Below are 22,911 nucleotides of genomic sequence, written 5' to 3'. Positions count from 1 at the left end.
CGATGGCGGACGCCAAGGTCATTCCCTTCGGCGAGGAGCCCCGGGCGCGCAGGAAGGCCAGGCGGGCCGGGCGCGCGGGACGCGGTGCGGCGCTGGCACCCGTACCGGAGGCACGGACCGAGCATCCGCCGGCGGTGCCCCCGCGGCCGAGCCCCGGACGGTCCCTGGACGAGCGGATCGCGGGCGGGCTGGCCTTTCTGCGGCGGCGGATCACCGGCGACTACGAGGTCGACGACTTCGGGTACGACGAGGAGCTGACCGACCAGGTCCTGATGTCGCTGCTGCGGCCCTTCTACGAGAAGTACTTCCGGGTCGAGGTGAAGGGGATCGAGAACATCCCCTCCGATGGTGGCGCACTGATCGTCGCCAACCACTCCGGGACGCTGCCGCTGGACGGCCTGATGCTGCAGGTCGGGGTGCACGACAACCACCCGGCGCAGCGTCATCTTCGGCTGCTGGCGGCCGACTTGGTGTTCGTCCTGCCGGTGATAAACGAGCTGGCGCGCAAGGCCGGGCACACCCTCGCCTGCGCGGAGGACGCCCAGCGGCTGCTGGAGCGCGGCGAGATCGTCGGGGTGATGCCGGAGGGCTTCAAGGGCGTCGGCAAGCCCTTTGCGGACCGCTACAAGCTGCAGCGCTTCGGGCGGGGCGGTTTTGTCTCGACGGCGCTGAGGGCCGGGGCGCCGATCGTGCCGTGCTCGATCGTGGGCGCGGAGGAGATCTACCCGATGATCGGGAACGCCAAGACGCTGGCGCGGGTGCTGGGGCTGCCGTATTTCCCCCTCACGCCGACCTTCCCGTGGCTGGGGCCGCTGGGTGCGGTGCCGCTGCCGACGAAGTGGACGATCCAGTTCGGCGAGCCGATCCCGACGGCCGGCTATCCGCCGGAGGCGGCGGACGATCCGATGCTGATGTTCAACCTGACCGATCAGGTACGGGAAACGATTCAGCACACCCTGTACAAGCTGCTGGTACAGCGACGCTCGGTGTTCTTCTGAGGGAAGGACCAGAAGAACACCGAGCGCGCCGGCACCGGACTGTTCCGCTACTTCGGGAGATCCTCGCCGTCGATGCCCAGGCCGGGAAGCAGCCCCGGGATCAGCGGCGGGAGGGTGACATCGGGCTGGCCGCCGGTGTCCCTGCCACCGCTGTGGCCCCGGTCGTGCGGCGACGGACTGCCGCCCTTGGACGGCGGGTCGAGCAGCCCGCCCGTATTGCCGCCGAGGAGGCCGTCCTGCTGGGAGGGTGAGGCCGACGGGTGCGGGGCGTGCGAGCCCTTGGCGTGCTTGCCGTGGGCGCCCTTGCTGCCGGACGGTGCCGGGCGGCCGTCGGAGCCGGAGCCGGTGCCCGCGGAGGCGGGCGTGTCGCGGCGGTGGCGCGGGCCGTCCGGAGTGGGCGGCAGCAGTGAGCGGAGCGGACCGACCTCCTTGTCCATGGCGTCGAAGACCGAACTGACCTCGTCGCGGACGTCCGTGAGCTGCACCGGGAGTCTCTCGCGCAGATGCGACCAGGTGCCGCGATGGGACCGGGTGAAGGAGTTCAGCGCCTGGATGGGGTCGAGCGAGCCATTGCGCTCATACGCCGCGTGCAGCAGGCGGTGGCCCTCGCCCGCGTCGTGCCGGATGCCGGAGAGCGCCTTGCGGATCTCGCCGAGCGACTCATGGTCGAGGTCGGCGAGCCGGGCGCGCTCCATCAGCCGGCGGACCTCCATCATGCGGGTGGAGGCCTGGTCGAGAAGGAGCCGGCCGCGGTCGGAGTCATCGTCGGCCATGCCGAGCCGGAGGTCCTCCATGCCGCGCTTGAGGCCGTAGAGGGAGTCGCCGGGCAGGGCGTCGGAGCTGGCCGCGGCGACGCCGCTGAACGCGCCGGCGGCGACGCCGACCGTCAGCCCGCCTGCCGCCAGCCCCTTGGAGAGGCGGGAGCGCGGGCGCAGCCGGCCGATCGATTTCGTGGCGCGGTGCGCGCCCTTGTGTTCGCGCTGCTCGGGCACCCTGGCACCGTCGGACGGAGCGCCTTCGGCGAAGGCGACCTCCATCGCGGCGATGAGCTGGGCGCGCTGGACAGTCTTGACCTCGGTGGCCATCTCCGGCCTCGGGAGTTTCCCGAGGCCGTCGGCGACCGCCAACAGCCGTGCTTCGCCCGGCGCTTGCGCCGGATTGTCGACCTGGTCCTCGGCCGCCGCGCCCTCGAGGACCTGCTCCTCCAGGGCCTGGGCGAAGGCGTTGGTCCGCCGGTGCACCGAGACATTTGCGATCACGGGCGGCACCTCCTCTCGTCATCCCGCTCGACTCCCCGGACTGGCTTTGACTGTCCAGATGGACCGGATGGTTGCACGCCGTGGTCCGCGGCCACTCGATCGAGTGAGAGGCAGCGGGCATGGCGTGACCGCATGGAGCCTGCATCCCGCACAACGAGCGGCGCGGCACTCGGGTTACGCACTCACGATGATCTGACCGACCGGGTATGAGTGATTGCCGAGAGTGAGCAGGTGGCGGCAGGGGATGGTCGTCGGCACATGGGGACAGGGGGTGGGTCAGCGGGCGTCTTCGGGGAGCAGCCGCGCGAGGGTGCGGACCGCGCGGTACTGGAGGGTCTTGATCGCGCCCTCGTTCTTGCCCATGACACGGGCGGTCTCGGCGACCGAGAGGCCCTGCAGAAAGCGCAGCGTGACGCACTCCTGCTGTTGGGGGTTGAGCTTGCGTACCGCCTCCAGGAGGGCGGCGTTGGAGAGGGATTCGAGGACCGAGTCCTCGGGGCTGCGCTCGACCTCGTTGGCGTCGAGCATCTCTCCGGTGGTGACTTCCAGGCGGAAGCGGGAGGACTTGAAGTGGTCGGCGACGAGATTGCGGGCGATGGTCACCAGCCAGGCGCCGAAGTCACGGCCCTGCCAGGTGAACGTGCCGATGCGGCGCAGGGCGCGCAGGAAGGTCTCGCTGGTGAGGTCCTCGGCCGTGGCGCGGCCGCCCACGCGGTAGTAGATGTAGCGGTAGACCGTGTCGGCGTACTGGTCGTAGAGGCGGCCGAAGGCTTCGGCCTCGCCGGCCTGGGCTCGTTCGACGAGGTCCATCATGCGACGGCTGTCGCTGTCGGCGGGGCGACGGGCGGTGGTCGTGCCGGTGCCGGAGCGGCGGGTTCTGCCGGCGGCCTTTCCGACCGCAGCACTCCCGTCGGCCAGGGCATAGCAGGGTCCGGCGGCGGGGACGGCTGAGGCGAATGCGGGGACGGCGTACGCGGTGGGGACAAAACTGCGCAGGTGGTCGACGAGTGTCGTACGCAGCGTAGCCAGGCCCGAGGCGTCAACCCCGACGTGTGGGTACACGGGACTCCCAGAGGCAGAGCTTCCATCACGTGCAGTGCGGGACCGTTCACTCGTCGTAGGGACGTGTGGGTTCCGGATTGCGTCTGAGGAGAATAACGCTTCGTACAGGCAGCGCTACACCCAGTTGCTCAAATCATCGATTACTTACGGTCCGTGCCGGGTTGGTGGCAGATCAAGTATCGAATACTGAGCAACTATTGATCGGAAGGGAACGCAATCTGCCTGGTTGGAAGGCGTGTTGTGGCTGACCGACAGCAGCGGGACTGAGGGGACGGCGGAGGGGGTAGGGAGAGGGGATGGCCGTCCGGCCCGCCTGGTGATCAGGCCTGGTCAGCGGCGGCGGCGCTGCAGTGCGACCGCGGCCGCGGCGCCGCCGGCGAGGGCCCCGACCCCGGCCGCCGCGGGGATGCCGATCTTGGCCGCTTTCCGGCCGGTGCGGTAGTCGCGCAGCCGCCAGCCCTGTTCCCGGGCGTGCTTGCGCAGCCGGCTGTCGGGGTTGACCGCGTACGGGTGCCCGACGAGCGAGAGCATCGGGATGTCGTTGGCGGAGTCGCTGTAGGCGGCGCAGTGCGACAGGTCCAGGCCCTCGGCGGACGCCAGGGCGCGGACGGCCTCGGCCTTGGCGGGGCCGTGCAGCGGCTCGCCCACCAGCTTGCCCGTGTAGACACCGCCGACGGACTCGGCGACGGTGCCGAGCGCGCCGGTCAGGCCGAGCCGGCGGGCGATGATCGTCGCGGTCTCGACGGGGGCCGCGGTCACCAGCCAGACCTTCTGGCCGGCGTCGAGGTGGGCCTGGGCCAGGGCGCGGGTGCCGGGCCAGACCCGTTCGGCCATGTACTCGTCGTAGATCTCCTCGCCGATGGACATCAGCTCGGCGACGCGGTGGCCCTGGACGATGGACAGCGCGCTGTTGCGGACGTCCGCCATGTGCTCGGGGTTCTCCGAGCCGGCCAGCCGGAAGTAGATCTGCTGCCAGGCGAAGCGGGCCAGATCGCGCTTGTGGAAGAAGTGCCGCTTATACAGGCCGCGGCCGAAGTGGAAGAGTGCGGCGCCCTGCATGACGGTGTTGTCCAGGTCGAAGAAGGCGGCGGCGGCCGTGTCCCCGACGACGGGGAATTCGGGCTCCGCGGGCGCCTCCTCGACGGGCGGCGCCTCCTGGGAGGACTTGCGGGCGGCCTCGGCCGCGGCCTCGCCGGCCAGCACGCTGCGGGCCGTGGCGGGGCGTCTGCGGCGAGGGATCCAGCCCAGGTCGAAGAGCGCCCCGGAGGGCATCCAGCCGGATCGGCGAGCGGGCGACATGCCGACAGCGTAGCCAGTTTGTTCGGTGCAGCCGGTTACGGGCGCGTGTCAGGAAGGCCTGGGGCGGCGGACGGTGGCGTTACGGCCATCCGCGCGGGCCCTCCGCGCGGCCGTCCGCGGCCGTTCCTTGCGGGCCCCGGGGGCGCGGGAGGTTCAGGCGCCCAGAGCCGTACGCAGCCGTTTCGGGTCGACGCGCCAGAAGTCGTGCTGGGCGCCGTCGACGAGGATGACCGGAATCTGCTCCCAGTACTTGCGGTGCAGCTCGGGGTCCTCGGTGATGTCCTTCTTCTCCCACGACGCGCCGGTCTCGGCGCAGACCTTCTCGATCACGGCCTGGGCGTCGTCGCAGAGGTGGCAGCCCGGCTTGCCGACGAGGGTGACCATCCGGTCGGCGGGGCTCTTGCGGGGGCTGCGGCTGAACAAGGGGGCCATGGGGCCATTGTGCCGGGTCACGGCGGTGTCCGGTCCGGCCGGGTTCGACTACCATCGGTGGGCGATTTGTAGGTTTCCGGGGGTATAGCGGTGAGGAGTGAGGGCGCGTGCTCCCGTCGGTGCTGCCCCGTGAAACGGGTGGTTCGAGTGAACGGCGTGACGTGGGAGTTGGTTCCGCGGAGGCTTGTAATAGCCGCGTGACCCCGGTCACTTTGGGCGGACAAACCGGACACCATCTTTGTGCACGCGTTCACAAAGACATAGCCTGCAGAAGACAGGGCGGTCGGGTTCCATACGGTCGCCCGCAGCCCCGCTCTACCCGCAGGAGCACCGTGGCAACTGGCCGAACTCACCGACCGGCGACCCGAAGCCGAGGCATTCCCGAGGCCACCGTCGCCCGGCTTCCGCTGTATCTGCGTGCACTGACTGCGCTCTCCGAGCGCTCGGTACCCACGGTCTCCTCCGAGGAGCTCGCGGCCGCGGCGGGGGTCAACTCCGCCAAGCTGCGCAAGGACTTCTCCTACCTCGGCTCGTACGGGACCCGCGGCGTCGGCTACGACGTGGAGTACCTCGTTTACCAGATCTCGCGTGAACTGGGGCTGACCCAGGACTGGCCGGTTGTCATCGTCGGTATCGGTAACCTCGGCGCCGCGCTCGCCAACTACGGCGGCTTCGCCTCGCGCGGGTTCCGCGTGGCCGCGCTGATCGACGCCGACCCGGCCATGGCCGGCAAGCCCGTCGCGGGTATCGCGGTCCAGCACACCGATGAGCTGGAGCACATCATCGAGAGCAACGGCGTCTCGATCGGCGTCATCGCCACGCCGGCCGGGGCCGCCCAGCAGGTCTGTGAGCGCCTCGTCGCCGCCGGTGTCACCTCGATCCTCAACTTCGCGCCGACCGTACTGACCGTGCCCGACGGGGTGGACGTACGCAAGGTCGACCTGTCGATAGAGCTGCAGATCCTCGCCTTCCACGAGCAGCGCAAGGCGGGCGAGGAAGGCGGGCCCGACGGTGGTGGGCCGGCTGCGGCCGCCCGCACCGCCGCCGCAGTGGCGGACGATCGCAAGGGACCTGACGGGGACATGCCCGCCGTGATGCCGGCATGACACTGCTGGTCGTCGGACTGAGCCATCGCAGCGCGCCGGTGAGCGTGCTGGAGCGGGCCGCGCTCGCCCCGGAGGCGCGCGGCAAGCTGCTGCAGGACGCGGTGTCGGCCGAACCGGTCACCGAGTCCGCGGTGCTCTCCACCTGCAACCGCATCGAGCTCTACGCCGACGTGGACAAGTTCCACGCCGGTGTCGCCGAGCTGTCCACCCTCCTGGCCCGCCACAGCGGCGCCGGCCTGGAGGAGCTCACCCCTTATCTCTATGTCCACTACGAGGACCGGGCCGTCCACCACCTCTTCTCGGTGGCCTGCGGCCTGGACTCGATGGTCGTCGGCGAGGGCCAGATCCTCGGGCAGATCAAGGACGCGCTGGCCGTCGCCCAGGAACAGCACACCGCGGGCCGGCTGCTGAACGACCTGTTCCAGCAGGCCCTGCGGGTGGGCAAGCGCGCCCACAGCGAGACCGGCATCGACAAGGCCGGCCAGTCGCTGGTCACCTTCGGGCTGGAGCAGCTCGCGGCCGGCCGGGGCGTCGAGGACTGGGCGCGCGGCAAGCGGGCGCTGGTCATCGGTGCCGGATCGATGTCGTCGCTGGCCGCCGCCACCCTCGTACGGGCCGGCGTCGGCGAGCTGGCCGTCGCCAACCGCACCGTCGAGCGCGCCGAGCGGCTGGTCCAGATCCTCACCGAGCCGGGCGGGACCGGCGCCGCCACCGGGCTCGCCGCCCGTGCGGTGGCGATGACCACCGTCCCGGAGGAGCTGGCGCTCGCCGACATCGTGGTCTCCTGTACCGGTGCGACCGGCCTGGTTCTGGCCGGTGAGATGGTCGCGGCCGCGCGCGACGGGCGCACGGCGCCGCTGGCGCTGCTCGATCTCGCCATGCCGCGGGACATAGATGCCGCGGTGCACCGGATCGACGGCGCGCACCTCGTCGACATCGAGTCGCTGGCCGACGCGTCCGCGGACGCGCCGATGGCGGCCGACGTGGACAAGGTGCGCGGCATCGTCTCCGACGAGGTCGCCGCCTTCGGCGCCGCCCAGCGGGCCGCGCACATCACCCCCACCGTGGTCGCCCTGCGCACCATGGCCGCGGACGTCGTCGCCGGTGAGATCGCCCGGCTCGACGGCCGCCTTCCCGACCTGGACGACAAGCAGCGCGCCGAGATCACCCAGACCGTGCGCCGCGTCGTCGACAAACTCCTGCACGCGCCCACTGTCCGGGTCAAGCAGCTGGCCAGCGAGCCCGGCGGCGCCGGGTACGCGGACGCCCTGCGGGAACTCTTCGATCTCGACCCCCAGACGGTCGCTGCCGTCAGCCGGGCCGACACGCGCGCCGACAGGCACGATGCACGGGAGCGGGCATGACCGACAGCACTACGAGAGCACTGCGGCTGGGCACGCGGCGCAGCAAGCTCGCCATGGCCCAGTCCGGGCAGGTCGCCGAGGCGGTGCGTGCGCTGACGGGCCGCCCCGTCGAACTGGTGGAGATCACCACCTACGGCGACACCTCCCGTGAGCACCTCGCGCAGATCGGCGGCACCGGCGTGTTCGTCTCCGCGCTGCGGGACGCGCTGCTCGCCGGGGAGATCGACTTCGCCGTCCACTCGCTCAAGGACCTGCCCACCGCGCAGCCCGAGACCCTGACCCTGGCAGCCATCCCCGTACGGGAAGACCCGCGGGACGCACTGATCGCCAGGGACGGGCTCCGTTTTGAACAGCTGCCGGATGGCGCCCGGGTGGGGACAGGGTCCCCCAGGAGGATGGCGCAGCTGAACGCCTGGGCCAGGTCGCTGGGCCGGCGTGTGGAGACCGTGCCGATACGCGGGAACATCGACACCCGCATCGGCTTCGTCGAAAAGGGTGAACTGGACGGGGTCGTACTGGCCGCCGCCGGACTCACCCGGATCGGCCGGATCGACGAGGCGACGCAGCTGCTGTCGCCCGACGTGGTTTTGCCTGCCCCCGGCCAGGGGGCGCTGGCGATCGAGTGCGCCGCGGTCAACGCGGACCTCGCCGCCCGGCTCGCCGAGCTCGACGACCCGGACACCCGGGCCGCCGTGACCGCCGAGCGATCCCTGCTCGCCGCCCTGGAGGCCGGCTGTTCCGCACCCGTCGGAGCACTGGCCGACCTTTCCCCAAGCTCTCGACTTCGTTCGAGCAGGGGAGGCCCCAAGGCCGACGAGCAGGCTGTCACCGAATTGCACCTGCGCGGTGTCGTCGGCACGACCGACGGCAGCACGCTGGTGCAGATGTCCACCACCGGGCACGTACCCGCCTCTCCCGACGATGCCGCGACCCCGCTGAACATGGGCCGTGAACTCGCCGCCGAGATGCTCGCAAAGGGTGCGGCCGGTCTTATGGGGGAGCGAGCACTTTGAACCCCACCGCCCCAAACCACTCCGCCTCCGGTCAGGTCACCTTCCTGGGTGCCGGGCCGGGAGACCCGGGTCTGCTGACGCTGCGTGCCGTGGAGGCGCTGGCCTCCGCGGACGTACTGATCGCCGACCCGCAGGTGCTGGACGTCGTGCGCGTGCATGCCCGCGCACAGGTGGACACACCACTGCAGGCGTCAGCTGACGAGGCGTCAATCCCCGCCGGTGTCCCTGCAATTAGGGACACCGCCAATCTTGTCATGACGGCCGCCCGTACGGGCAAGCGGGTCGTACGTGCCGTCAGCGGAGACCCCGGCCTCGACGGGTACGTCGCCGAGGAGATGCTGGCCTGCGCGGCCGAAGGCATCGTCTTCGAGGTCGTGCCCGGTATCGCCGCGGCCGTCGGCGTGCCCGCGTACGCCGGTGTCCCGCTGCGGGACGCGCAGGGCGCCGACGTGCGCTTCGTCGACGCCCGCACCGCCGATGCGCGCTGCTGGTCCGAAGTGGGTGCCAGCGACGCCACCGCCGTCGTCTCCACCACCCTCGACACGGTGGCCGCGGCGGCCGGTGAGCTGGTGTCCGCGGGCCGCAAGCCCGACACCCCGCTGACCGTCACCGTCGCCGGTACCACCACCCGCCAGCGCACCTGGACCGCCACCCTCGGGTCGGTCGCGCAGGTGCTCAAGGCCGCCAAGGTGCTGCCGTCGCCGGACGGCGGCCAGCCGGTCATAGCCGTGGTCGGTGAGCGGTGTGCCGCGGCCCAGCGCGACCGTCTTTCGTGGTTCGAGTCCAAGCCGCTGTTCGGCTGGCGGGTGCTCGTACCGCGGACGAAGGAGCAGGCCGCGTCGCTCTCCGACCAGCTCGTCTCGTACGGCGCGGTGCCGCACGAGGTCCCGACCATCGCCGTCGAACCGCCGCGCACCCCGCAGCAGATGGAGCGCGCGGTCAAGGGCCTGGTCACCGGCCGCTACGAGTGGATCGCCTTCACCTCGGTCAACGCCGTCAAGGCCGTCCGGGAGAAGTTCGAGGAGTACGGCCTGGATGCCCGCGCGTTCGCCGGGATCAAGGTCGCCGCGGTCGGCGAGCAGACCGCCAAGGCGCTGGTCGCCTTCGGTGTGAAGCCCGACCTGGTGCCGAGCGGTGAGCAGTCCGCCGCCGGCCTGCTGGAGGACTGGCCGCCCTACGACCCGGTCTTCGACCCGATCGACCGCGTCTTCCTGCCGCGCGCCGACATCGCCACGGAGACTCTCGTCGCCGGGCTGATCGAACTGGGCTGGGAGGTCGACGATGTCACCGCCTACCGGACCGTGCGCGCTTCGCCGCCGCCGGCCGAGACGCGGGAGGCCATCAAGGGCGGCGGCTTCGACGCGGTGCTCTTCACGTCCTCGTCGACCGTGCGGAACCTCGTCGGTATCGCGGGCAAGCCGCACAACGTGACGGTGATCGCCTGTATCGGCCCGGCCACCGCCAAGACCGCCGAGGAGCACGGGCTGCGGGTGGATGTCATGTCGCCCGAGCCGTCGGTGCACAAGCTGGCCGAGGCGCTCGCGGACTTCGGGGCGGCGCGCCGCGATGCCGCGCTGGAGGCCGGGGACCCGGTCACGCGGCCTAGCGAGCGGCGGCCCGGGTCGCGTCGGCGGGCTCGTAGCTGAGCTGAGCGGTAGTAGTACGCCTGGAAGGGCGCCTCGCCATGGGGCGCCCTTCTTGCTTTCGCCCGTCAGTGCTTGCTGGCGTACGGGAGGAAGGCGGCCCAGGTGGTGGGGGTGAAGGTGAGGCGGGGGCCGTGGGGGTTCTTGGAGTCGCGGATGAGGATGGTGTCGGGGGCGGCAGCGACCTCGACGCACTCGCCCCCCTCGTCGCTGCTGTAGCTGCTCTTCGCCCAGTTCGGTTCGCACTCGGTCCCGGAGCAAGGCTTGAGGGTCATGTCTCTTCCCGCACTTTCTCGATAAAGGCCAGTGACTCACGTGGTGTGAGAGCTTCCGCTCGGATGCTGCCATAACGCATGTCGAGCATCTGTACCTGTGGTGGTTCGGAGATCACTCGGCTGAGATGCTGGACCTCGGCGTGTGCGACCGTATCGCCCCCCTTCAGCCGGCGGAGGCTGAACGAACCGCTGAGACCTGGGTTCACTTCCCGTCCCAGTGGAAGTACTTGGAGGTCCACGTTCCGGAACTGACCTACCTCCAGCAACCGTTCGAGCTGCCTGCGCATCACCGGTTTGCCCCCGAGGGGGCGGCGCAGCGTCGACTCGCACTGAACAAAGCTGAAGATGGGCGGAGTCGCTGAACTGTCCAGGATCTGTTGGCGGGCCATGCGACCCGCGACCCGCTCCTCGATTTCGCGTGGCGTGAAGAACGGGCGGCGGTTGCCGATGAGTGCTCGTGCGTACTCCTCGGTCTGCAGCAGGCCGTTGAGGACGGAGCTTTCGTAGCAGCACAGCTCGACCGACGCTGCCTCCAGCTTCGTCAGGTCCCGGACCTTCTTCGGGTAGCGGACGAGTGCCACGTCCTCCTTCAGTGCGGCGAGTCGGCCACCGGCTCCCAGTACCTCGTCGGCCAGGTCCAGGTACTCCGGCTGGGGAACCCGACGTCCGCGCTCCACCGCGGACACCGACTCCTCGCTGTACCCGATCGCTTTCCCGAATTCGGCCTGGGTGAGCCCGGCCGCCTCGCGCCACAGCTTGAGCTGCCGCCCGACGATTTTCATCACGGCCCCGGCTTCCTCGTCCTCCGGACCCGTATCCCATTCGCTCATGCCTGACGTCCCTCCGCCTTGCTGACCATGTTCAACGTCCGTCGTCCGTGCCCGCTACGCCGCACGGCCCGGACGAGAGCCGTACCGGCCCGGACAGTTGCCGCCTGTCCGGCTCCCGTTCCTTCTCAGGCTAGATACGCACGACCACGCTGTGTGACGTGAATCAGCGAATCACCCGAACCAGCAATTCCGTTACCGGTCTCGCCGTCGGTCCCGTCCCGGCGCTCCGGTTCTCCGTGCCGCTCTCCGCCACCCGGCGCGGAGCGCGGCTGGCCCGCCTCCTGGCCACCGAGCAACTGCGCTCGTGGGGGCTGCCGTTCGACCCTTCCTTGTTGCTCGTCGGCGAGCTGGCGGCGAACGCGGTGCTGCACGGCCGGGTCCCCGGGCGGTGCTTCCGCCTCGGCCTTGTCGTCCCCTCGCCCGCCACGCTCCGTATTGAAGTCACCGATACGCGCGGTGATCGGCTGCCCGTCCATGTGCCGGATGTCGGTGGCGTGCCGGCCGAGTCGGGGCGCGGGCTGCTGCTCGTGGGGGAGTTGGCGGATCGGTGGGGTGTCGAGGAGGGGCCGGTGCCGTGCAAGACGGTGTGGGCGGAGGTCGATCTCGGTGCCGGGTGCTGAACGCCGGACCGGCGCCCGGAATCCCGGGACCCGGTGGCCTGTCCGTCGGTGCGGCGGGCGATCAAGGACAAAGAACCCCGGGAGAGAACCTTCCAAACCCACCAAACCCCGCGTACGTCACTCGTGGGGGTGAACCGGCCCAACTCGGCTGGCGCGCGGGCGACTTGAGTGGGCAGTCTCGGGCCTGACCACCGCAGACATGCGACGGCCCCCGCCGGGACTGCCATCCCAGTGCGAGGGCCTGACCACCAGAGGAAGAAGCAGACTTCCCGATGGCTGAACAGAACCCTAGCGCCGCCGTGCGCCCGCATTCCCGAGTTCGACGAAGTGCCACCCACAGCGGGGTGACACATATCCGGCAGTACCAGCCGGACCGGTACACGATCATCGGCAATCACCTCGCCCAGCACCGCGACCTGTCCCTGACCGCGATCGGGGTCGGCACCCACATCCTGTCGCTGCCCGAGGGCGCGTCGGTCGACATCCGTACGCTCGCGGCCCGCTTCCCCGAGGGGCGGGACCGGATCGCCTTCGCCCTAAGGGAGTTGGAGGCTCACGGTTACGTGGAGAGGGTGCGGGGGCGTACGGCTGAGGGGCGCGTGATCACGCGTACGTACGCCCATAGCGCTCCGGGCGTCACGGGGCCGAGCCAGGGGGACGAGGAGCGGGAGGACGCCCCGTCGCCGGTGGCAGCGGAGCCGCCCCGGCCGCAGGCACCGACGACTCCCGCCGTCGAAGAGTCCTCCGCCTCCGGCGAGCACCAGGCCCCGGCCCGCGCTCTCCTCGTATCGCTGCGTCGCACGGACGACCGGCTCACGCTCCCTGAACGGGACGTGCGACGCCTCGCCCCCGCCGTCGCCGCATGGTTCGAGAACGGCGCCAGTGCTGCGGCCGTGCGCCGCACCCTGACGGCGGGCCTCCCGCCGGACCTGAAGAACCCGGCGGGGCTGCTCGCCCACCGTCTCCGGGAGCTGCTTCCGCCACCCCTTCCCGCAGGCCCCGAGACCCCGCCGGACCCTGACAGGGGCGAGGATCGGCCACCCCGGCCCGCCCCCTTCCAGACCTGCGACGGCTGCGAGCGCGCCTTCCGGGGCCGGGAACCGGGACTCTGCCGGGACTGCCGGGACTGCCGTGCCGCGCCGGAGGCTCGTGATCCCGCTGTCGCGGCCTGAGCGGGCCCGGCGGACACGCCGCCGCCGGACCCTTTCCCTCCGACGGCCCGTCGGCAAAGGCAGGCACAAAGCGGGCGTAGCGTGGGCGGTATGACGAAGTACGGAAGCTTCCCAGGGGCGCGTCCGCGGCGCCTGCGCACCACTCCCGCGATGCGGCGGATGGTCGCGGAGCACCGGCTGCATCCTGCGGACCTGATCCTCCCGGCGTTCGTCCGCGAGGGGATCAGCGAGCCGGTGCCGATCTCCGCCATGCCGGGCGTCGTCCAGCACACCCGCGACACGCTGCGCAAGGCCGCCGTCGAGGCCGCCGAGGCCGGGGTCGCCGGGATCATGCTGTTCGGGGTGCCCGAGGACGCGAAGAAGGACGCGGCGGGTACGGCGGGCACCGACCCGGACGGCATCCTGCAGGTCGCCATCCGGGATGTGCGGGACGAGGTCGGCGATGACCTCGTGATCATGTCGGATCTGTGCCTGGACGAGTACACCGACCACGGGCACTGCGGTGTCCTGGACACCGAAGGCCGGGTCGACAACGACGCGACGCTGGAGCGCTACGCCGAGATGGCGCAGGTGCAGGCCGACGCGGGCGTCCATGTGGTGGGCCCCAGCGGGATGATGGACGGCCAGGTCGGGGTGGTCCGGGACGCTCTGGACCAGACCGGGCACGAGGACGTGTCGATCCTCGCCTACACCGTGAAGTACTCCTCCGCCTTCTTCGGGCCGTTCCGGGAGGCCGTCGGCTCGTCCCTCAAGGGCGACCGGAAGGCCTACCAGCAGGACCCGGCCAACCTCCGCGAGTCGCTGCGCGAGCTGGCGCTCGACCTGGCGGAGGGCGCCGACATGGTGATGGTCAAGCCGGCGCTGCCGTACCTGGACGTGCTGGCGAAGATCGCGGACGAGGTGGACGTGCCGGTCGCCGCGTACCAGATCTCCGGTGAGTACGCGATGATCGAGGCAGCCGCCGAGAAGGGCTGGATCGACCGGGACAAGGCGATCCTGGAGGCGCTGACCGGCATCAAGCGGGCCGGGGCGAACATGATCCTGACGTACTGGGCCACGGAGGTCGCGCGGGGGCTGTGAGCCGCCGGGCGCCCGTACGCCGCACTTGCTCCCGTCCCCGGGCCCCGGGGGCGGGAGCTTTGCTGTGTGACGTTTTGTCCGCCCTGTGCCGGGCACGGGCCCGTTGTCAGGAAGACCGCGACCGGGACCGAGGAGCGGGTCACCATGACTGCCAAGCGCAAGATGCAGGCGAAGGGCGCGCAGGTCATCGGCGCCATGAAGGAAGTCGTCGGCAAGGCGACGCACAACCGCAAGCTGCAGGCCGAGGGCAAGGCGGAGAAGACCGCCGGTCACGGGCTGGACGTGAGCGAGAAGACCAAGGACGAGGTGCGTAAGCGCTGGCCGTGAGGGCCACCCGGTGTCGCTGTCCCTCCTCTGGAGACCGGAACGGCCCCGTACCTCACTTGTGAGCCTCACTTGTGAGGTACGGGGCCGTCGTGGAAAGCGACGGGCGGCCGGCCCGGCGCGCTCCGGTCAGAGGCGCTCGGGCGTCCGGATGCCGAGCAGGGCCATGCCCTGGTGGAGGGTGCGGGCGGTCAGGTCGCACAGGAACAGCCGGTTGGCGATCTGGTCCGGTCCGCCCTCGGCCTTCAGGACCGGGCACTGGTCGTAGAAGGTCGTGAAGAGCGAGGCGAGGCCGTAGAGGTACGCGGCGAGCTTGTGCGGCTCGTAGGACGCGGCGGCCTCGGCGACGGTCTCGCCGAACTGGTCGAGGTGCAGGCCCAGCGCCCGCTCCGCCGGGGCCAGCGGCAGCTCCGGGTGCGCCGCGGGGGCCGCGTCACCGGCCTTGCGGAAGATGGAGCGGATACGGGCGTAGGCGTACTGGAGGTACACCGACGTGTCGCCGTTCAGCGAGACCATCTGGTCCAGGTCGAACTTGTAGTCCCGGCTGGCCGAGGTCGACAGGTCCGCGTACTTCACGGCGCCGATGCCGACCTGTGCGCCGTTGCCGGTGATCTCCTCCTCGGTCAGGCCGATCGGCTCGCCCTTCTCCCGGACGACGGCTGTGGCCCGGTCGATCGCCTCGTCGAGCAGGTCGACCAGCCGCACCGTCTCGCCCTCACGGGTCTTGAACGGCTTGCCGTCCTTGCCCAGGACCGTGCCGAACGCCAGCTGGACGGCGTGCGTCTTGTCGTTCAGCCAGCCGGCCCGGCGGGCGGTCTCGAAGACCATCTTGAAGTGCAGGGACTGCCGGGCGTCGACGACGTACAGCAGAGTGTCGGCGGAGAGGTTCTGGACCCGGTCGCGGATCGCGGAGAGGTCGGTGGCGGCGTAGCCGTAGCCGCCGTTGGTCTTCTTGACGATGAGCGGGACGGGGTTGCCGTCCGGGCCCTTGACGTCGTCGAAGAACACGCAGAGGGCGCCCTCGGAGCGCACCGCCACACCGGACTCCTCCAGCAGCCGGCAGGTCTCCTCCAGCATGGCGTTGTAGCCGGACTCACCGACGATGTCGGGGTCGCGGATGTCCAAGTCGAGCTTGTTGAAGACCGAGTAGAAGTAGATCTTCGACTCGTCCACGAACCGCTGCCACATGGCCAGCGTCTCCGCGTCGCCCGCCTGGAGGTCGACGACCCGGCGCCGGGCGCGCTCCTTGAACTCCTCGTCGGAGTCGAAGAGCACGCGCGAGGCCTTGTAGAGCCGGTTGAGGTTGGACGCGGCCTCCTCGCCGGAGACGTCGGTGTCCCCGCCGCCCTTGTGGTCCAGCTCGTGCGGGTGCTCGATGAGGTACTGGATGAGCATGCCGAACTGGGTGCCCCAGTCGCCGATGTGGTGCCTGCGGATCACCTTCTCGCCGGTGAACTCCAGGATCTCGACCATCGCCGCGCCGATCACCGCCGACCGCAGATGGCCGACGTGCATCTCCTTGGCGACGTTCGGCTGGGCGTAGTCGATGACGGTGGTGCCGGCGCCGTCCGCGTAGGGCACGCCCAGGCGGTCGTCGGCGGCGCGCGCGGCGAGGGTCGAGATGATCGCCTCGTCGGCGACGGTGATGTTGAGGAAGCCGGGGCCGGAGACCTCGATCTCCTTGATCACGGCGCCGCTCGCGCCCGTGGGAATGCCCGCGACGACCTGGGTGGCCAGCTCCCGCGGGTTGCCCTTGAGCTTCTTCGCCAGCGCCAGCATGCCGTTGGCCTGGAAGTCCGCCCGGTCGCTTCGTCGCAGCAGCGGGTCGGCGGCGCCGGCCTCCGGCAGGGCTGCCGAGAGGGCGTCCGCGACGCGCTGGTGGACCGAAGCTGCGAGGGAAGTGACCGAGGCCATGGAGAAGTGCCGTTCCGTTGGAGTGGAAAGGGTTTGCCAATGAGTATCCCACGGCACTACCACTGATTTTCCGTCTGGGACAATGGGCACCGTCAGGCTTTTGTGCGCCCGCGCGCAGGACGGCGCAACGAGGATCATCAGGAAGAGGAAGGCCGATCGTGGCTCAGCAGAGCACCGAGACCGACTGGGTCTCCAGGTTCGCGGACGAGGTCATTGCCGAGGCGGAGCGCCGCGCCCCCGGCAAACCGGTCGTCTGCGCCTCGGGCCTGAGTCCGTCCGGCCCGATCCACCTCGGCAACCTCCGCGAGGTCATGACCCCGCACCTGGTCGCCGACGAGATCCGCCGCCGTGGTCACGAGGTCCGCCACCTCATCTCCTGGGACGACTACGACCGCTACCGCAAGGTCCCGGCCGGCGTCGAGGGCGTCGACGAGTCCTGGGCCGAGCACATCGGCAAGCCGCTGACCTCCGTCCCGGCACCGGCCGGCTCGGCGTACCCGAACTGGGCCGAGCACTTCAAGGCCGCCATGAGCGAGGCGCTCGCCGAGCTGGGTGTCGAGTACGACGGCATCAGCCAGACCGAGCAGTACACCTCCGGTGTCTACCGCGAGCAGGTCCTGCACGCGATGAAGCACCGCGCGGAGATCGACGCGATCCTCGGCCAGTACCGCACGAAGAAGGCCCCGGCGAAGAAGTCGCAGAAGCCGGTCGACGAGGCCGAGCTGGAGGCCGCCGAGGGCTCCGGCGCGGCCGGTGAGGACGACGGCAGCGGCGGCTCGGCCGGCTACTTCCCGTACAAGCCGTACTGCGGGCAGTGCGCGAAGGACCTCACCACGGTCACCTCGTACGACGACGAGACCACCGAGCTGGCCTACACCTGCACGGAGTGCGGGTTCGGCGAGACGGTCCGGCTGAGCGAGTTCAACCGCGGCAAGCTGGTCTGGAAGGTCGACTGGCCGATGCGGTGGGCCTACGAGGGCGTGATCTTCGAGCCGTCCGGTGTCGACCACTCCTCGCCCGGCTCGTCCTTCGTCGTCGGCGGCCAGATCGTCCGCAAGATCTTCGACGGTGACCAGCCCATCGGCCCCATGTACGCCTTCGTGGGCATCAGCGGCATGGCCAAGATGTCCTCGTCGCGCGGCGGGGTGCCGACCCCGGGCGACGCACTGAAGATCATGGAGGCGCCGCTGCTGCGCTGGCTGTACGCGCGCCGCAAGCCCAACCAGTCCTTCAAGATCGCCTTCGACCAGGAGATCCAGCGGCTCTACGACGAGTGGGACAAGCTGGAGTCCAAGGTCGCGGACGGCAGCGCGCTGCCGGCCGACGCCGCCGCGTACTCCCGCGCGGCCCGCACCGCCGACGGTGAGCTGCCCCGTACGCCGCGCCCGCTGCCCTACCGCACCCTCGCCTCGGTCGCGGACATCACGGCCGGCCATGACGAGCAGACGCTCCGGATCCTGAGCGACCTGGACCCGGACAACCCCGTCACCAGCCTGGACGAGACCCGGCCGCGGCTCGCCAAGGCCGAGTACTGGATCACCACCCAGGTCCCGGCCGAGCAGCGCACCATCGTCCGTGACGAGCCCGACGGGGAGCTGCTCGGCACCCTCGACGAGCAGTCCCGTGGCTCGCTGCGGCTGCTGCTCGACGGCCTTGACGAGCACTGGTCGCTGGACGGCCTGACGACCCTGGTCTACGGCGTGCCGAAGGTCCAGGCGGGTCTGGAGCCGGACGCCAAGCCGACCCCGGAGCTGAAGGCTGCCCAGCGCGCGTTCTTCGCCCTGCTCTACAACCTGCTGGTCGGCCGGGACACCGGTCCGCGGCTGCCCACCCTGCTGCTGGCCGTCGGCGCCGACCGGGTGCGCAAGCTGCTCGGTGGCTGACGGATCGTCAAAGAGCAGTTGCCGTTGAGTCGTAGACGCCCCCGGGTGCTCTCCGACTGAGGGAGGAGAGGGGTTCGGCCCCGGGGACGAGGACACCCGGGGCCGGACCCTTCAGGCTGGAGCCATGAGAGGTTTACTCGGCTTCATCATCATGATTCAGGGCGCGATGGGATTCATCGGGCAAGTGTTCTTCGACGGCGCCTGGGGGCTGCTGCCCCGCTGGTTCGAGCTGCCGTCCCCCGCCTACGTCGGCCTCTTCGCGGCCGGTGCGGCGCTGGCCGTATGGGGGGACACGGCCAAGAAGCGCAAGCAGCAGCAGGAGCGCTCGGGGGCGGCATAGGGATGGCCCCTACGGGATGTGTTCGTTCTCCATCTCCATGCGGAAGCGATGCTGGAACTCGCGGACGAATCCGCGCAGATAGCCGTCGCTCAGCGGGCCGCCGTCCCGGCCGGTGACCCCGTAGGAGTTCAGCAGATAACGGCCGAACTGCCGGGAGTCGGGGAAGTCGTTCTTCTCTGCCACGTACATGCGGTACGCCGTGTAGTACGCCTCGTCCCGCGGGACATCGTCGGGGAGTGCGGAGGCCGGGGGCAACTGCTCGGGATCCGGGGGGAGTTGGGGATCCGGTTCCGGCGCGGGCCGGGGAGCGGGTGCGCGCTGTTCGGGGACCGGCAGCGGGTCACCGGCGTTGCCCAGCGGACGACTGCGCCCGGGGCCGACCGGGACGGTCAGCTGGGCGGCGGGAGCCGGTTCGGGAGCCGGTTCGGGGGCGGGCGCGGGAGCCGGCTCGGGTACGGGGGCGGCGGGAGTCTCGTGCAGGGGTGCGGGGTCTGCGGCGCGTACGGGCCCGGCCGGTACGTCACCCACGGGCTCGGCGGGTACCTCACCCACGGGCCCGGGGATGTCCGCACGTACGGGCCCCTCGATGCCGTCCGGCACGTCGGCCGTCCGCGGTGCGGCTGCCGCACCCGGCCCGGTCACCGGTGCCGCCGCCACGGCCGGCAGCTCGATCCCCGCGGCGGCGAGCCCGGCCGGCGCGGTCTTCGCCAGCGGTACGCCGTAGCGCGCCAGCCGCAGCGGCATCATCGCGTCGACGGGCGCCCGGCGGCGCCAGGCCCGCCCGTAGCGGGCCCGCAGCCGGGCCTGGTAGACGAGGCGGTCCTGTTCCAGCTGGATGACCTGGTCGTACGAGCGCAGTTCCCACAGCTTCATCCTTATCTCTATGTTCCCGGTATTACTCCTGTTCAGTACGATGTGCCGTTCCTGGTAGGTGAGTTAAGGCGGTTGGCGAGCTGATTGCAGCTGCTCGCCGGTGGCATGTATTCGGGGGAGTGGCGTGACGACAGGGATGGACGGCGGGACCTCGGGGGTGCCGGAGAGCGAGGAGCGCGAGCTTCAGCGCCAGTACCGGGAGAAGGCCGAAACCCACGATGGAGCCGCCTCCGACCTCAGGGCGGTGAAGACGTGGCAGAGGCTTTACATACTGGGAGAACTGGGTGCCCTGGCCCTCGCCGGGCTCTTCGGGTACACGGTGGTCGTGGGGCTGTGGCGGGACCAGCCGGTCATCACGCGGTACGTCGGGCTTGTGATCCTTCTGGGTCTGGCCACCTTGATGGGGCGCTTGTGGCTGAAGGGCCGAAAGGACCTCGTCACGAAGAACGCTGCTCTACGGACTGCTTTGTCTGCGCGGCAGACGGCAGCGGCGAAGTTGCCTCTCGATTCCCCGTCCGGGTTGAGGATCTACCGGGAGGCATCGCTCGATCTGATTGAGCAGTACCGGCAGGGAGCCGCCAGGAACCGGCGGGTGCACAACTTCTTCCAGGTCATCATCATCACGGGGTCGATCGTCACGTCGACTCTGACGGCGATGAACGAGGGCTCTAATTTTGCTCTGAGGATCACCACGTCCGCGCTCAGCGCCTTGGTGGGTATGGCGGCCGGTATCACGGGCTACTTCAAATTCCGGGAGCGCGGCTACAACCTGCAGTCGACGGCTGATGACATCGAAAAGCACTACAACGCTTCGCAGTTCATGCTCGACGACTATGCCGGGCCGGATGCGGCCCACCCGCTGTCTGAGGCGGAGAGGCTGAGGAAGTTCGCACGGTTCGTCGAGCGGCTCAAGGAGGAGCAGCGCAAGCGTGAGCTGCAGCTGGAGCAGCAGAGTTCCTCACGGGAGGAGCGATCGGCCTGACGAAGGCCTTGCGTGAAGCGTGGCGGAAGGCTTTAGCGAGCTTTCGGTCCGCCTCATCAGACGGCGATGACGCCGCCACCGTTGTCGTGTACGACCGCCTGCCACTCCAGGACCGGGCACTCGGCAATCAATAGTGTGTCGAGTCCGTCCGCCCCACCGGCTGCCGCGACCCGGGCGAACGCCTCCTCCTGGACGGGAAAGTTGCCTTGGAGTGCGTCGCAGTACTGGCACCCGTTGGTCAGCTGCTGCTCGCGCATGGTCCTGCTGTACCGGGACTTCACCGGCGCCGCCAGGTCCGCCCGGCCATTTTGCTCCAGGAGCTGCACGCCGAGCGCCATCGCCCGGGCGTTCTCCGTGGTGAACAGCCCGCAGTAGCCGCGTGCTGGACGGGCCGGATACAAGCCGGCGACGCAGGTGGTGTCGCTCCCGCATTTCCAGCAGGCCCGATGCAGTCCGAGAACGCGAAGGGGCAGGGTGGGAGCAGCACCGGGCGCTGGCAGGGCGGGCAGGACGATCGCGTCGGGGCCGAAGGCGTCTGCCTCGGCGAGCTCATCGATGTGGCGGCACGTCGCACAGCGCACTTCCCAGGTACCGCTCTCATTCCTCTGCACGAACCCGCCGTGCGCCGCTACCCATACAGAACACAATGCGCACCCTCCTGCGAACCGGTTCTCCACGGCCTCCCCTTCTGAGATTCGGCAGGCCGAGACGCAACGTGACTCCGACCTGCGGTTCCTAACTGTTCGCCAGGTCCGCCTAACCCTGCTTTGTTCCGCTGCCACTCACGGATCTCTGGGCGGCCCACATCTCAGTGAGGAGGCCCGGGCTTCCTGGTAGGTGAGGCCGGGGTTGTCCAGCGTCCACAGGTACAGGCGCCGTGCCATGCGCGGGGCCAGGAGGAAGTGGATCAAGGGGACTGGGCTCTTCCTCGGGGGCATGTTTTCCACTGTCAGGGGGCGGAAGTGTTCAGCACCGGCATGGTACGGGCTGGCTGTCGATCTGGGCCTTGATGTTGGTCAGTACGAAGTCGGCGGCCCCGATGGCGTCTGTGGTCTCGCGGTCGGACTTCAGGCCGCGTACGTGATCCTCGATGGCGGGTAGGTACGACGGACCGGGGCGGTAGAAGGAGCAGCCCGAGCACTGGAAACGGATGGGACAGGACCCGCCTCCGGCCTTGACATTGGAGGGCTCGGTGCAGTTGCCGAACGGGACAGCGACCGAGGCGACCTCGTACGTGCTTTGGGGGGAGAGGAGCCGAGCGGCCGGTGCGGTCCACGGCCAGGGGTGCAGTGCGCCGATGGCCTCTCGCTTCCGCTTCAGCGTCACCTGTAATGGTGGAGTCGGGTATTGGAACTGCCCGAATGCCCGCGGTGCGGGGCTCATATGTCGCTCCGGAACTGGCATCAGCCGCGTGGGAACCTCCGAGGGATCAGTCAGACCTGTTCGAAGTGGAACGCCTTGATGAAGCAGTCACGAGGCTGAGCGACAGCGAACAGGATGCACTCCACAAGCGACTGGGCAGTGAGGGCGTCGTTGGCCCCTCGCGGTGTGTTCTCCCACTCCTCAGAGAGCGGGTCGGTGTTGTCGAAGTCGGGCGGGTAGAGCGAGATCACCCGAACTCCTTGGGGCCGCAGACGCTTGGAGAGGATCTCGGCGAACCCTGCCTGGGCACTCTTGGCCGCATAGAAGGCGTCGTGCGCGTCCGAGCGCTGATGGCCGGCCGTCCCGCAGGCTGAGACCATGGTCACCACATCCGGCTTGTTCGAGTTAAGTAGAAGAGGGAGGAAGTTCTTCACTGTCAGGACGGTGCCGGTGGCGCCGGACGCGATGGTGTCGATGACATCGGAGTCGGAGGCTGACAGGAGGTCTGCCCCTTCGAGGTAGCGCGAGCCGTTGTTGACCAGCAAGTCGATGTGATCGGTATGCAAAGCGACCCTGGTGGCGAAGTCGCGGATCGAGGCGGAGTCCGTCAAGTCGCAGGCGAAGGCGTGGACCTGCTGATGCCCTCGGTCCCGAATCTCGTCGCGGACACACTCTGCGGCAGCGATGCTGCGTGCGGAGAGAAAGATCTCCGCGCCGAGGTCTGCGAGCTGGAGTGCCAGGGTTCGCCCGAAGTCGCGGCCGGCGGCGGTGATGACGACACGGTGGTTGTCGAATCTCATGTCGATGCTCCTGGTTCGTGGATGTGGACTGGATGCGGTAAAGCGCAACCACGCCTGGCGTACGACACGGAAGTCGATGCCGCCCTTCACCGCGTCATAGCGACGATGGGTCGCAGCCCACAGCCCCACGGCGGCCGCGTCCCGTGTGTCACCCTGCATCGGATCGGCACCCTCATACTGCCGCCGAGCGCGCTCGACCATGCGCGCCACTTTCCGTGGTGTGACGTGCACAGCCGGAGTTGCTGCTGCTCGCGGTTGCATCCGCCCACGAGGCATTCTC

Annotated in this window: 22 protein-coding genes and 1 pseudogene; 12 read left to right on the top strand and 11 right to left on the bottom strand. The window is 69.9% G+C overall.

The features are described 5' to 3' along the window. The first annotated feature begins 2 nt into the window (after positions 1-2). Positions 3-998, top strand: a complete 996-nt coding sequence (locus AB0C46_RS34475) for a lysophospholipid acyltransferase family protein (RefSeq protein WP_362832747.1) — start codon at positions 3-5, stop codon at positions 996-998. A gap of 47 nt (positions 999-1,045) precedes the next feature. Here the strand turns inward: AB0C46_RS34475 and AB0C46_RS34470 are convergent, their stop codons facing one another. The 4 genes from AB0C46_RS34470 to AB0C46_RS34455 all read right to left on the bottom strand — a co-directional run bounded on the left by AB0C46_RS34470 (position 1,046) and on the right by AB0C46_RS34455 (position 5,050). Beyond that, the gene (locus AB0C46_RS34470) at positions 1,046-2,257 is read right to left on the bottom strand and encodes a DUF5667 domain-containing protein (RefSeq protein WP_362832746.1); all 1,212 of its coding nucleotides are present in this window, start codon (positions 2,255-2,257) and stop codon (positions 1,046-1,048) included. Between the two features lie 276 nt (positions 2,258-2,533). After that, a complete protein-coding gene (locus tag AB0C46_RS34465; protein WP_006604745.1) occupies positions 2,534-3,319 on the bottom strand; it encodes an ECF subfamily RNA polymerase sigma factor, BldN family in 786 nt (261 codons plus the stop codon). A gap of 330 nt (positions 3,320-3,649) precedes the next feature. Then, complete coding sequence (locus tag AB0C46_RS34460; RefSeq protein WP_362832757.1) at positions 3,650-4,591, bottom strand: HAD-IB family hydrolase; 942 nt, start codon at positions 4,589-4,591, stop codon at positions 3,650-3,652. Between the two features lie 180 nt (positions 4,592-4,771). Next, positions 4,772-5,050: a glutaredoxin family protein gene (locus tag AB0C46_RS34455; protein ID WP_026169869.1), complete on the bottom strand. Its 279-nt coding sequence runs from the start codon at positions 5,048-5,050 to the stop codon at positions 4,772-4,774. Positions 5,051-5,382: 332 nt separating this feature from the next. On the opposite strand from AB0C46_RS34455, the gene AB0C46_RS34450 reads away from it, so the two are divergent. Genes AB0C46_RS34450 through AB0C46_RS34435 form a run of 4 tightly spaced genes read left to right on the top strand, consistent with a single transcriptional unit; the run spans position 5,383 to position 10,179 of the window. Then, entirely contained in the window at positions 5,383-6,156 is a 774-nt protein-coding gene (locus AB0C46_RS34450; protein ID WP_362832744.1) for a redox-sensing transcriptional repressor Rex, read from the top strand. Beyond that, entirely contained in the window at positions 6,153-7,520 is a 1,368-nt protein-coding gene (locus AB0C46_RS34445) for a glutamyl-tRNA reductase (RefSeq protein WP_362832743.1), read from the top strand. The genes AB0C46_RS34450 and AB0C46_RS34445 overlap by 4 nt, the downstream gene beginning before the upstream one ends. Further along, positions 7,517-8,533, top strand: coding sequence for a hydroxymethylbilane synthase (gene hemC, locus AB0C46_RS34440; RefSeq protein WP_362832741.1), 1,017 nt, complete (start codon positions 7,517-7,519; stop codon positions 8,531-8,533). Before AB0C46_RS34445 ends, hemC begins: the two co-directional genes overlap by 4 nt. Beyond that, on the top strand, positions 8,530-10,179 hold the full coding sequence (locus AB0C46_RS34435) for a bifunctional uroporphyrinogen-III C-methyltransferase/uroporphyrinogen-III synthase (protein ID WP_362832740.1): 1,650 nt from the start codon (positions 8,530-8,532) through the stop codon (positions 10,177-10,179). Before hemC ends, AB0C46_RS34435 begins: the two co-directional genes overlap by 4 nt. A 65-nt stretch (positions 10,180-10,244) precedes the next feature. On the opposite strand, the gene AB0C46_RS34430 is transcribed toward AB0C46_RS34435, so the two are convergent. Further along, positions 10,245-10,451: a DUF397 domain-containing protein gene (locus AB0C46_RS34430; RefSeq protein WP_362832738.1), complete on the bottom strand. Its 207-nt coding sequence runs from the start codon at positions 10,449-10,451 to the stop codon at positions 10,245-10,247. After that, entirely contained in the window at positions 10,448-11,281 is an 834-nt protein-coding gene (locus AB0C46_RS34425; RefSeq protein ID WP_362832737.1) for a helix-turn-helix transcriptional regulator, read from the bottom strand. Before AB0C46_RS34425 ends, AB0C46_RS34430 begins: the two co-directional genes overlap by 4 nt. 236 nt (positions 11,282-11,517) lie before the next feature. On the opposite strand from AB0C46_RS34425, the gene AB0C46_RS34420 reads away from it, so the two are divergent. The 4 genes from AB0C46_RS34420 (at position 11,518) to AB0C46_RS34405 (ending at position 14,480) form a co-directional block, all read left to right on the top strand. Continuing rightward, on the top strand, positions 11,518-11,901 hold the full coding sequence (locus AB0C46_RS34420) for an ATP-binding protein (protein WP_362832756.1): 384 nt from the start codon (positions 11,518-11,520) through the stop codon (positions 11,899-11,901). Positions 11,902-12,245: 344 nt separating this feature from the next. After that, positions 12,246-13,073, top strand: coding sequence for a helix-turn-helix domain-containing protein (locus AB0C46_RS34415; RefSeq protein ID WP_362832736.1), 828 nt, complete (start codon positions 12,246-12,248; stop codon positions 13,071-13,073). A 90-nt stretch (positions 13,074-13,163) separates the two neighbouring features. Further along, positions 13,164-14,153, top strand: coding sequence for a porphobilinogen synthase (gene hemB, locus AB0C46_RS34410; RefSeq protein ID WP_362832735.1), 990 nt, complete (start codon positions 13,164-13,166; stop codon positions 14,151-14,153). A 144-nt stretch (positions 14,154-14,297) separates the two neighbouring features. Next, positions 14,298-14,480: a CsbD family protein gene (locus tag AB0C46_RS34405; RefSeq protein ID WP_362832733.1), complete on the top strand. Its 183-nt coding sequence runs from the start codon at positions 14,298-14,300 to the stop codon at positions 14,478-14,480. A gap of 126 nt (positions 14,481-14,606) precedes the next feature. Here AB0C46_RS34405 and argS read toward each other — a convergent pair whose 3' ends face one another. After that, the gene (gene argS, locus AB0C46_RS34400; RefSeq protein WP_362832731.1) at positions 14,607-16,391 is read right to left on the bottom strand and encodes an arginine--tRNA ligase; all 1,785 of its coding nucleotides are present in this window, start codon (positions 16,389-16,391) and stop codon (positions 14,607-14,609) included. 158 nt (positions 16,392-16,549) lie between these two features. Between argS and lysS the strand changes: the two genes are divergently transcribed. Both lysS and AB0C46_RS34390 read left to right on the top strand, forming a co-directional pair. Next, complete coding sequence (gene lysS, locus AB0C46_RS34395; protein WP_362832730.1) at positions 16,550-18,274, top strand: lysine--tRNA ligase; 1,725 nt, start codon at positions 16,550-16,552, stop codon at positions 18,272-18,274. Between the two features lie 124 nt (positions 18,275-18,398). After that, positions 18,399-18,614 carry a hypothetical protein gene (locus tag AB0C46_RS34390; protein ID WP_362832728.1) on the top strand — a complete coding sequence of 72 codons (216 nt, stop codon included), beginning with the start codon at positions 18,399-18,401 and terminating at the stop codon, positions 18,612-18,614. Positions 18,615-18,623: 9 nt separating this feature from the next. Here the strand turns inward: AB0C46_RS34390 and AB0C46_RS34385 are convergent, their stop codons facing one another. After that, positions 18,624-19,487 carry a hypothetical protein gene (locus AB0C46_RS34385; RefSeq protein ID WP_362832727.1) on the bottom strand — a complete coding sequence of 288 codons (864 nt, stop codon included), beginning with the start codon at positions 19,485-19,487 and terminating at the stop codon, positions 18,624-18,626. A 124-nt stretch (positions 19,488-19,611) separates the two neighbouring features. On the opposite strand from AB0C46_RS34385, the gene AB0C46_RS34380 reads away from it, so the two are divergent. Then, on the top strand, positions 19,612-20,469 hold the full coding sequence (locus AB0C46_RS34380; RefSeq protein ID WP_362832726.1) for a DUF4231 domain-containing protein: 858 nt from the start codon (positions 19,612-19,614) through the stop codon (positions 20,467-20,469). Positions 20,470-20,525: 56 nt separating this feature from the next. Here the strand turns inward: AB0C46_RS34380 and AB0C46_RS34375 are convergent, their stop codons facing one another. From AB0C46_RS34375 to AB0C46_RS34365, 3 genes and pseudogenes are all read right to left on the bottom strand, one after another. Then, on the bottom strand, positions 20,526-21,080 hold the full coding sequence (locus AB0C46_RS34375; protein WP_362832725.1) for a hypothetical protein: 555 nt from the start codon (positions 21,078-21,080) through the stop codon (positions 20,526-20,528). 355 nt (positions 21,081-21,435) lie between these two features. Next, positions 21,436-21,708 (bottom strand): annotated as a pseudogene (locus tag AB0C46_RS34370) (site-specific integrase); the annotation flags it as partial. Between the two features lie 194 nt (positions 21,709-21,902). Continuing rightward, a complete protein-coding gene (locus AB0C46_RS34365) occupies positions 21,903-22,631 on the bottom strand; it encodes an SDR family oxidoreductase (protein WP_362832755.1) in 729 nt (242 codons plus the stop codon). Positions 22,632-22,911: the final 280 nt, after the last annotated feature.

The organism is Streptomyces sp. NPDC048637 (genome assembly GCF_040650675.1).
Lineage (GTDB): Bacteria > Actinomycetota > Actinomycetes > Streptomycetales > Streptomycetaceae > Streptomyces.
Note: the sequence above shows the minus strand (reverse complement) of the source record. Positions and strands in the feature narration are given on the sequence as shown.